The sequence below is a fragment of the Streptomyces anandii JCM 4720 genome (assembly GCF_014650655.1).
GTDB lineage: Bacteria > Actinomycetota > Actinomycetes > Streptomycetales > Streptomycetaceae > Streptomyces > Streptomyces anandii.
The window spans coordinates 116,345-125,153 of record NZ_BMVJ01000019.1; the positions used below are offsets into that span (position 1 = coordinate 116,345).

The 8,809-nt window shown below is 74.7% G+C and carries 5 protein-coding genes and 1 pseudogene; 4 read left to right on the forward strand and 2 right to left on the reverse strand.

Annotation, left to right across the window (positions count from 1 at the left end):
• The first annotated feature begins 217 nt into the window (after positions 1–217).
• Together IE249_RS28035 and IE249_RS28040 are read left to right on the forward strand one after the other, a co-directional pair.
• Positions 218–676 carry a hypothetical protein gene (locus tag IE249_RS28035; RefSeq protein ID WP_189709122.1) on the forward strand — a complete coding sequence of 153 codons (459 nt, stop codon included), beginning with the start codon at positions 218–220 and terminating at the stop codon, positions 674–676.
• A 114-nt stretch (positions 677–790) separates the two neighbouring features.
• Positions 791–2,009 (forward strand): annotated as a pseudogene (locus IE249_RS28040) (carbohydrate binding domain-containing protein).
• Here IE249_RS28040 and IE249_RS28045 read toward each other — a convergent pair.
• Positions 1,948–2,598 (reverse strand): phosphatase PAP2 family protein, encoded by a 651-nt coding sequence (locus tag IE249_RS28045; protein WP_229859404.1) that lies wholly within the window; start codon positions 2,596–2,598, stop codon positions 1,948–1,950. The pseudogene IE249_RS28040 and the gene IE249_RS28045 overlap by 62 nt on opposite strands.
• Positions 2,599–3,086: 488 nt before the next feature.
• On the reverse strand, positions 3,087–4,421 hold the full coding sequence (gene gabT / locus IE249_RS28050; protein WP_189709126.1) for a 4-aminobutyrate--2-oxoglutarate transaminase: 1,335 nt from the start codon (positions 4,419–4,421) through the stop codon (positions 3,087–3,089).
• Between the two features lie 302 nt (positions 4,422–4,723).
• Here gabT and IE249_RS28055 point away from each other — a divergent pair, with 302 nt between their 5' ends.
• Positions 4,724–7,195, forward strand: coding sequence for an ATP/GTP-binding protein (locus IE249_RS28055; RefSeq protein WP_189709128.1), 2,472 nt, complete (start codon positions 4,724–4,726; stop codon positions 7,193–7,195).
• Between the two features lie 134 nt (positions 7,196–7,329).
• Positions 7,330–8,809: PucR family transcriptional regulator ligand-binding domain-containing protein (locus IE249_RS28060; protein WP_229859406.1), on the forward strand; the 1,480-nt coding region annotated here is incomplete at its 3' end.

Consider the following 8,809-nt stretch of genomic DNA (forward strand, 5'->3'; position numbering starts at 1 on the left):
GGCGCGGGCGGACGCGCACGGCGGCCGGCGCAATCTGTGGCTGCGGGCGATGGACCGGCTGGGGCTGGGCTTCGACAGCTGACCGCCCGGCGCACGCGGGCGCATCCTGTGATCCGGTTCACTCCCACGAGTGGCCGGAACCCGCGTAATGCCTGATGGGAACCTCCCTCCCACTCGTGACGCGACCAGCGTCGACGAGGCAGAGGGAGGCCTTCTCATGACGGGAACCGGGGCACGGACGGCGCTGCGATGGCTGGCATCGGTCGCGCCGGACCCCGAGGCGTGCCGCCGGCGGTGGGAGCGCGACCCGCGGGCGATCGCCCTGCTGCCCGCCGGAAGGGCCTGGGACGTGCTGATCCTGCCGGCCCGGCTCGGCTGTCCCACGATGGACGTCCTGATCCGGGTCCTGGACCAACTGGGGCCGGTGCTGGCGGACTTCGGCGACGAGCGGGTGGGCTTCCTGGTGCCGCCGGGCACGGCCGAACACTGGCTGGGCACCGGGGTGCGCTCGGCCGGGGCCGGCACCTGGATCGTCGTGCCCGGTCCGGGCCGCGTCGCCGGGAAGGTGCGCTGGCTGGTGCCGCCCGACGGCTCGGGCACCCTCACCGACCCGGTCCTGCTGGAACTGGCGATGCACGAGGCCGCGGCCGCCCTCGCCGCGGGGGAGGACCGCTGAGCCCGGCGGCCGGACGGCGCCGCGGGGCTTGACAAAGGAATTGGTCTGGACCAAGTTGGGCGCGCTCCCCTCTCCCTTCCCCGCCCTCCATCTCCCCCATGCCTGGAGGCACTTGTGGAACGCGACAGAACCGGACGCGCCGCCCGCCGCCTGCTCGCGGCGCTCACGGCGACCCTGCTCGGGCTCCCCGGCCTGACCGCCCTCTCGTCGACTGCCGCCCACGCGGCCGACGCGGACCTGCTGCGCAACGGCGGCTTCGAGTCGGGCCTGGACGGCTGGTCCTGCACCGCCGGTTCCGGAGCGGCGGTGAACTCCCCGGTCCACGGCGGCACTTCGGCCCTGCGGGCGACGCCGGTAGGCAGCGACGACGCCCAGTGCGCGCAGACGGTCGCCGTCCAGCCCAACTCCCAGTACACGCTGTCGGGTCACGTCCGCGGCTCCTACGTCTACCTCGGCGCGAGCGGCACCGGCACCACCGACGTCTCCACCTGGACCCAGTCCGCCGCCGACTGGCAGCAGCTCACCACCACCTTCCGCACCGGCGCGTCCACCACCGGCGTCACCGTCTACACGCACGGCTGGTACGGCACGGGCGCCTACTACGCCGACGACCTCTCCCTCGTCGGCCCGGGCGGCGGCACCGGACAGCAGCCGCCCGCCGCGCCCACCGGACTCAAGGCCGGCACGGTCACCTCCTCCAGCGTGGCCCTGACGTGGTCGCCGGTGACGGGCGCCACGGGCTACGCGGTCTACCGGGACGGCGCCAAGGTCCAGACCGTCACCGGGACTTCGGCCACGGTCACCGGCCTCGCCGCGTCGACGGCGTACGCCTTCCAGGTCGCGGCGGTCAACGACGCCGGCGAGTCGGCACGGTCGGCGACGGTGACCGCGACCACGGCCGCGAACCCCGGCGGCCCGGGCGGCGGCACGGACCTCCCGCCGCACGCGCCACGTCCAGGACTACAACTCGGGCCCGATCATGGGCCTTGACAACCAGTACCACTCCATGGGCGGCGCGGACTTCCACATCGCCATGACCGACATGCTCCTCACCGGCTTCCCGGTGGCGGGCGACCCCGCCGGCCTCTTCCCGCCGCTGCGCCCCGACCAGGTGGCGATCGGCATGCCCGCCTCCACCAACGCGGGCAACGGCTACGTCTCCCCGTCCGAGGTCACCAGGACCCTGGACTGCCTCACCAGGAAGACCAACTGCGGCCCGTACGCCACCCACGGCGCCTGGCCGGCCCTGCGCGGCCTGATGACCTGGTCGGTCAACTGGGACCGGTTCTCGAACTGGGAGTTCCAGAAGAACTTCGACGCGTACTTCGGCTGAGGGACGCGAGCAGCAGGAACAGCAGCGAGAGCAGCACGGCGCCGAGGCACCAGCTGGCCACCACGTCCAGCGGCCAGTGGTAGCCGCGCCGCACCAGCCCGAACGACACGGCGAGCACCAGCGCGCAGCACACGGCGACGACCGCGAGACGGGCGAGGGCCGTGCGCAGCAGCGGGAGGAGGACCAGCGTCCCGGACCCGTACGCGATCACGGCGGTCGCGGTGTGTCCGGACGGGAAGTACCCGACTCCGGGCGGCACGGCGGTGGTCCCGTGCCGCCCGGTCCACTCCTTGAGCGGCACGATCAGCGCGGGCAGCACCGCCATGAGCACGGCCGCCGCGAGCGGGGGCACCCACCACCGGTCCACACCTGTGGCACGCCCCCGCAGGGCCGCGCACGCCAGCGCGACCGCGAGGACCGGCACCGCGACCTCGACGTTCCCGAGATCGGCGAGCAGTTCGGAGGCGCGGTCGGGGCGCAGCAGCGCGTGGCTGACGTCGCGGTCAACGCCCAGCAGCGGGCCGCGCTCGACGACCTGCCAGGTGATCAGCGCGAAGAGTACGGCCGGCAGCGCGATCAGAAGGGACACGAAACAGGCCCACCGGGCGGGACCGGCGGGCCTTCCCCCCGGGGCGGCGGACCCGTGCCCGAGGTCCCGGTCCGTGGTGGCCGACATGGTCCACAGCTTCGCAGACCCGCGCCGGACACGTCGAAGGGCCGGCGCAAGGGGGGGTGTGCGCCGGCCCTTCGGGGGGCGGTCGTCCCATCTGACGTCGACCGTCCTGACCGGAACGTCGCGCGCCCCGGGGGGTTTGGGGCGGGCGACCGTCCGATCGGTGAGGAGACCCGGAGCCCGGGGGCTCCGGTTGTGTGCGCGAGGCACGACCAGGTCGAAGCTGGGGAGGCGTCGGCCTGATGTCACCCACAGTCCCCTGTGGGCGGGTGTATCTCTCATCTGCCGTAGAAGCTACGGCAGCGAAGGGGCGCGGAACAGCCGGAACGGCGTCCTGCCATCCACCTCGCACACCTTCTTCACACGGTCTGCCGCAGGCGCCACCGGGTGTGCGAATCCCCCGCTCAGATGCGCGTGAACGCCTGCTCGATGATGTCCAGACCCTCGTTGAGAAGGTCCTCGCCGATCACCAGCGGGGGCAGGAAGCGGAGCACGTTGCCGTAGGTGCCACAGGTCAGGACCAGCAGGCCCTCGGCGTGGCAGGCCTTGGCGAGCGCGCCGGCCGCCTCCGGGTTCGGCTCCTTGGTGCCGCGGTCCTTGACCAGCTCGATGGCGATCATGGCGCCGCGGCCACGGACCTCGCCGATGATGTCGAACTTCTCGGCCATGGCGCCGAGGCGGGCCTTCATGACCTCCTCGATCCGCCGCGCCTTCGCGTTGAGGTCGAGCTCCTTCATCGTCTCGATCGCGCCGAGCGCGCCCGCGCAGGCGACGGGGTTGCCGCCGTAGGTGCCGCCCAGGCCGCCCGCGTGCGCGGCGTCCATGATCTCGGCGCGGCCGGTGACGGCGGCGAGCGGCAGGCCGCCCGCGATGCCCTTGGCGGTGGTGATCAGGTCCGGGACGATGCCCTCGTCCTCGCAGGCGAACCACTGGCCGGTGCGGCAGAAGCCGGACTGGATCTCGTCCGCGACGAAGACGATGCCGTTGTCGGCGGCGAACCGGCGGATCGCGGGCAGGAAGCCCTTGGCGGGCTCGATGAAGCCGCCCTCGCCGAGCACCGGCTCGATGATGATCGCGGCCACGTTGTCCGCGCCGACCTGCTTGGTGATCTGGTCGATGGCCTGCTCGGCGGCCTCGGGACCGGCGTTCTCCGGTCCGGTCGGCCAGCGGTAGCCGTAGGCGACCGGGACGCGGTAGACCTCGGGCGCGAAGGGGCCGAAGCCGTGCTTGTACGGCATGTTCTTGGCCGTGAGCGCCATGGTGAGGTTCGTACGGCCGTGGTAACCGTGGTCGAACACGACGACAGCCTGGCGCTTGGTGTACGCGCGGGCGATCTTGACCGCGTTCTCCACCGCCTCGGCGCCGCTGTTGAACAGGGCCGACTTCTTGGCGTGGTCTCCCGGCGTGAGCTCGGCAAGCGCCTCGGCGACGGCCACGTAACCCTCGTACGGCGTGACCATGAAACAGGTGTGGGTGAAGTCGGCGAGCTGCGCGGAGGCGCGGCGTACGACCGTCTCGGCGGAGGCGCCGACCGAGGTCACGGCGATGCCGGAGCCGAAGTCGATGATCCTGTTGCCGTCGACGTCCTCGATGATGCCGCCGCCCGCCCGGGTGACGAAGACCGGCAGCGTGGAGCCCACGCCCTGCGCGACCGCGGCGAGACGGCGGGCCTGCAGCTCCTGCGACTTCGGGCCGGGAATGGCGGTGACGACGCGGCGCTCCTGCTCAAGTGCGGTCATGGGGGCTCCCTGATGAGATCTTGCGAGTCTTGCCCTCGGGGGCGTTTTTCGGACGCTTTCCTGCTTTCTTCGCAGGTTAGGGCGGCGGAAGGGGGGTGGGCATGCTCCATGTGGGCGTTGTCTGGAGTCGCGGTTGTCCGCGGTGGACATAGAGGGGGATGGAAGAAGGCCGCGGGCCGGGGAGAGCCCGGGCGCCGGCGCCCCGCCGGGCGCCTTCGCCCGCAATCGGTGAACTCCCCTTGCCCGGGCGTTAGATTGACTCGCTGATGGTGGACGGAACGGCTGGTCAGGGGGCAGGGCAGATGGACGACGGGACGCAGGACGCCCGGGGTACGCATCCCAAGCATGCGCACCCGGTGCCGCGCCCGGCGGTGCCGCGGGACGCTTCCGCGCCACCGCCCCGGCCGACGCGCCCCCCGGGCGCGCCCGGAGCGCCTGGTGCGCCTGGTGCGCCGGACTCGTACGGCTACGAGTCGTCGCCGCCCCCGCCCGGGCACGCCCCCGCACACGCACCGCGCGCCGCCGTGGCCGACTGGCTCGACGCGCCCCGGCCGGCCGCCCGCACCGGCATCTGGCGCCTGGGCCACCGCCCCCCGAAGGGCGCCGAGGCCTCGCGGCGGCTGCCCTCCATCACGGTCGTCGGCCTGCTGATCCCGCTCGTGGTGGCCCTGCTCGTGTGGTCGCTGTGGCGGCAGGGCGCCCTGCCCTACCAGTGGGCCCCGCTGAAGTTGTTCACCCCGGGCGACTGGTGGTGGGGCGGCACGGTGTCCCCGAAGGGCATGCAGGGCCGCGAGGCGGTCGTGGTCTACGACGGCGTGTTCTTCGCCGTGCTCGTCTACGCCGTGGCGCACCTGGGCAGCTGGCCCGAGGTGCTGCGACACTTCGTGGGCAGCCGCCCGCAGCCCGCCCGGGCCCTGCTCGCCGCCGCGGGCGCCCTGATCACGCTGAGCCTGGTCTTCCCCGGCGCCTTCCCGGGCGTCGGCTGGAACCCGCTGCCGGTGGTCGACCCGGTGTTCTCCCTGGTCGTCCTCCTCTCCGGCGGCTACGACCTGTTCGCCTCCCAGCTGTTCACCGACACCCTGTACGCGCTCATCACCCTGCTGGTGGTGTGGCCCTTCGCCCGCCTCGGCGGCTGGCTGGGCCACGTCAGGGAGCTCTCCGCCCGCCGCCGCGCCGCCACGGGACCGGCCGCCCCGCCGCCCGCCGACCTGCCGCGCTCCCAGTGGCCCGGGCTGCGCCACGCCGGGCAGCACCAGGCGGCCGACGTGCTCACCGCCGAGGTCGCCGGCGGGCGTATGAACGACGTGGACTGCGCCCGCGTCCAGCGGGCCTGGGACCGGGCCCGGCGCGAGGCGCGCACGCCCGTCTTCGCCGACACCGTGCTGCGTGAGGGCGGCGCCGCCTGGACCCACCCCTCCGGCGCCCGCGACCTGCCCCGTCGTACCGTCCGGCACGACCTGCTGGAGGGGCAGGTGCGCATCGGGCGCTGGGTGCCGGGGGAGCGGGCCCCGCGCGCCTACCACGACGCCGGCGCGGCCGTCGGCCCGGACACGCTCGGCACCTCGCTGCTGGTGGTCGGGCCGTCCGGCTCGGGCAAGACCCGGCACGTCACCGAGCCGGTCGCCGAGGCGCTCGCCCTCCAGGCGCTCACCGGCCGCTGCGCGGTGGTCGCCGTCTCCGCCGCCGGTTCGCCCCTCGGCCCGGACGCGGCGTACGACGTGGTGGTCCGCATCGGCGACCCCGCCTCCGTGCACGACCTCGACCCCTACGCGGAGTCCGACGACCCCGACGAGGCCGCCGCCTTCCTCGCCGAGGCCCTGGCCGGGGACCTGGACACCGTGGGCGCCCGGGGCGCCGCCACCGCGCTCGCCCAGCTGCTCGGCCCCTACCGCGCGGTGCACGGGCACTTCCCGCCGCTGCCGGTGCTGCGCGAGCTGCTGGAGGGCGATCCGGGCGCGCTGGCGTCCCTGCGCGCGGGACTGGCCGCCGACGAGCACGCCGTGATGCGCCGCGAGCTCGACGCCAGGATGCGCCAGGCCGGCGGCGCCTCCGACGCGGGCCCCGCCCTGGCCGACCGGCTCGCCCTGCTCGACCGGCCGGTCTTCGCCGACTTCTTCGGCACCCAGGGCGCGGACGGCCGCCCCTTCTCGCTGCGGGCCGTGGCCCACCATCCGCTGCGGGTCCGCATCGACCTGCCCGAACGCGGCCACGAGGAGGCGTCCCGGCTGATCACCCGGCTGGTCCTCGCCCAGTTCCACACCGTCGTACGGGACTCCCGGCGCCCCCACTTCGCCTGCCTGGTCCTCGACGACGCCACCGGCACCGTCACCCCCGAGTCGGTGCGCCGCGTGCAGCGGCTGCGCTCGCAGAACGCGGGCGTCGTCCTCGCGCTCCGCACGGTCGCCGACGTGCCCGAGGCGCTGCACGGCCCGCTGCTGGGAGCCGTCGGCTGCCGTATGGCGCTGTCCGGGGTCACCACCTGGGACGGCAGCCGGTTCGCGCACGCCTGGGGCACCGAGTGGGTGGAGACCAAGGAGGTCGCCAAACACACCGTCTTCGCCGACCAGCCGATGACCCGGGCCATCCACGCCCTGCGCAAGCTGGTCACCGGCAAGGCGGTCACCACCGACGCGGTGACGACCAAGCAGGTCGAACGGGAGCGCTGGTCGGCCTCCGAGCTGGCCCACGAGGTGCCGCCGGGCCACGCCGTGCTGTCCCTGACCACCGTGGCGGGCGAGCACGCCCCGCCCCTGCTGGTGGATCTGCGGGGCTGAACCGGACGGACGACTGGGCGGACGACCCGCGGGGACCATACAGTGAGGCAGAATCAACACAGGCCGTTCATACGCGGCGGCCAAAAGATCACAATGATCATCAGACCCCCGCAGACCTGAAGGCTCAAGGCCCCATGCCCCCGACGCTCGCCTCGCTCGTCCACCACTCGGCGCTGAAGCTGACCGTGCGGGCGGGCACGGACCGCCTGGACGTGCCCGTCCGCTGGGCGCACGTCAGCGAGCTCGCCGACCCCGTGCCGTACATGGAGGGCGGGGAGCTGCTGCTGATCACCGCCCTCAAACTGGACGCGGAGGACCCCGAGGCCATGCGCCGCTACGTCAAGCGGCTGGCCGCCGCGGGCGTGGTGGGCCTCGGCTTCGCGGTCGGCGTCAACTACGACGAGATCCCGAAGGCGCTCGTCGACGCCGCCGAGGAGGAGAACCTGCCGCTGCTGGAGGTGCCCCGGCGCACCCCCTTCCTCGCCATCAGCAAGGCCGTCTCGGCCGCCATCGCAGCCGACCAGTACCGCGCGGTCACGGCCGGCTTCGCCGCCCAGCGGGAGCTGACCCGGCAGGCGCTGAACACCGGCCCCGAGGGACTGCTCGGCGCGCTCGCCGCCCAGGTCGACGGATGGGCCGCGCTCTACGACGCCTCGGGCGCCGTCGTCGCCACCGCGCCCGAGTGGGCCGGCCGCAGGGCCGCCCGGCTCACCGCCGACGTGGAGCGGCTGCGGGACCGGCCCGCGCCCGCCTCCGCCGTGGTCGGCGGCCCCGAGACCGAGGACCGCGTCGAACTGCACTCCATCGGCACCGGCCGCCGCCCGCGCGCCGCCCTCGCCGTGGGCACCGCCGCCACCCTCGGCACCGCCGAGCGCTACGCCGTCCACTCCGCCATCGCCCTGCTCACCCTCACCACCGAACGCTCCCGCTCGCTGCACGCGGCCGAGCAGCGGGTCGGCGCCGCCGTGCTGCGCATGCTGCTGGCCGGACAGCCCGACCACGCCCGCGCCGTCGCCGGGGACCTGTACGGCGGCCTGCTGGACGCTCCGTTCCGGGTGATCGTCGCCGAGTCGGCCTCGGCGTCCGCCGCGCGGGCGCACGCCGACGGGCACGCGCGCGTGCAGGCCGCCAAGCCCGCCGCGGCCGCCGTCCCGGCCGCCTCCGGCCCCGGCGGCGACCCGCTCGCGGCGCTCGCCGAGGTGGTGGAGGCCGCCGCCGCGCGCTCGGGCGAGGCGGTGCTGGTCGTGCCCGACGGGGAGCGGCTGGTGGTGCTGGCCGGGGACGGCGGCGCGGCCGCCGCCGCGTGCGGGGAGTATGCCGCCGGGCTGGAGGCGGCGCGCGCCGCGGCCGTGTCCGAGCAGGGCGCCGGCGAGGAGGACGAACTGGTCGTCGGGCTGTCGGCGCCCGCCGGGCCGATCGCCGCCGCCGGCGCGTACAAGCAGGCCGAGCAGGCGTTGTCGGTGGCGCGGCGGCGCGGCCGGGTACTCGTCGAGCACGAGCAGCTGGCGTCCGGGTCCGTGCTGCCGCTGCTCGCCGACGACGCGGTCAGGGCGTTCGCGGACGGGCTGCTGCGGGCGCTGTACGAGCACGACGCGACCGGGCGCGGCGACCTGG

What these genes read in the sequence shown, in the direction of transcription:
- IE249_RS28055 (WP_189709128.1), top strand. Translation starts at nt 4,724, where the DNA reads ATGGACGACGGGACGCAGGACGCCCGGGGTACGCATCCCAAGCATGCG.
- gabT (WP_189709126.1), bottom strand. Translation starts at nt 4,421, where the DNA reads ATGACCGCACTTGAGCAGGAGCGCCGCGTCGTCACCGCCATTCCCGGC.
- IE249_RS28035 (WP_189709122.1), top strand. Translation starts at nt 218, where the DNA reads ATGACGGGAACCGGGGCACGGACGGCGCTGCGATGGCTGGCATCGGTC.